Annotated in this window: 1 protein-coding gene; it reads left to right on the top strand. The window is 49.0% G+C overall.

What is annotated here, in order from left to right:
* Positions 1–8: 8 nt before the first annotated feature.
* Positions 9–131, top strand: coding sequence for an IS66 family insertion sequence element accessory protein TnpB (gene tnpB, locus AACY52_RS32035; RefSeq protein WP_339561649.1), 123 nt, complete (start codon positions 9–11; stop codon positions 129–131).
* Positions 132–253 lie beyond the last annotated feature (122 nt).

Genomic DNA, 253 nt, shown 5'->3' with positions numbered 1-253 from the left:
TTGTTTTTCTGAATCGCCCCCGTAATCGGGTGAAAATACTTTATTGGGAGCGCAACGGCTTCTGCCTTTGGCTCAAGCGCCTCGAATCCGAACGATTCAAAACGTCCCCTGACGATACGGATGAAGCGTAACTGATCCATAAACCCCACCTATTCAAAAAAAGGTGAACCGTTCAGGATGCGACATTCCGTTATTTCTTGTGCTTGATATCCACCACCGTTCCTGCCCGTACGTCTTTGATCGGCGAGAGCAG

It is taken from the genome of Pseudomonas sp. EA_65y_Pfl1_P113 (assembly GCF_963970525.1).
Lineage (GTDB): Bacteria > Pseudomonadota > Gammaproteobacteria > Pseudomonadales > Pseudomonadaceae > Aquipseudomonas > Aquipseudomonas tritici.
Note: the sequence above shows the minus strand (reverse complement) of the source record. Positions and strands in the feature narration are given on the sequence as shown.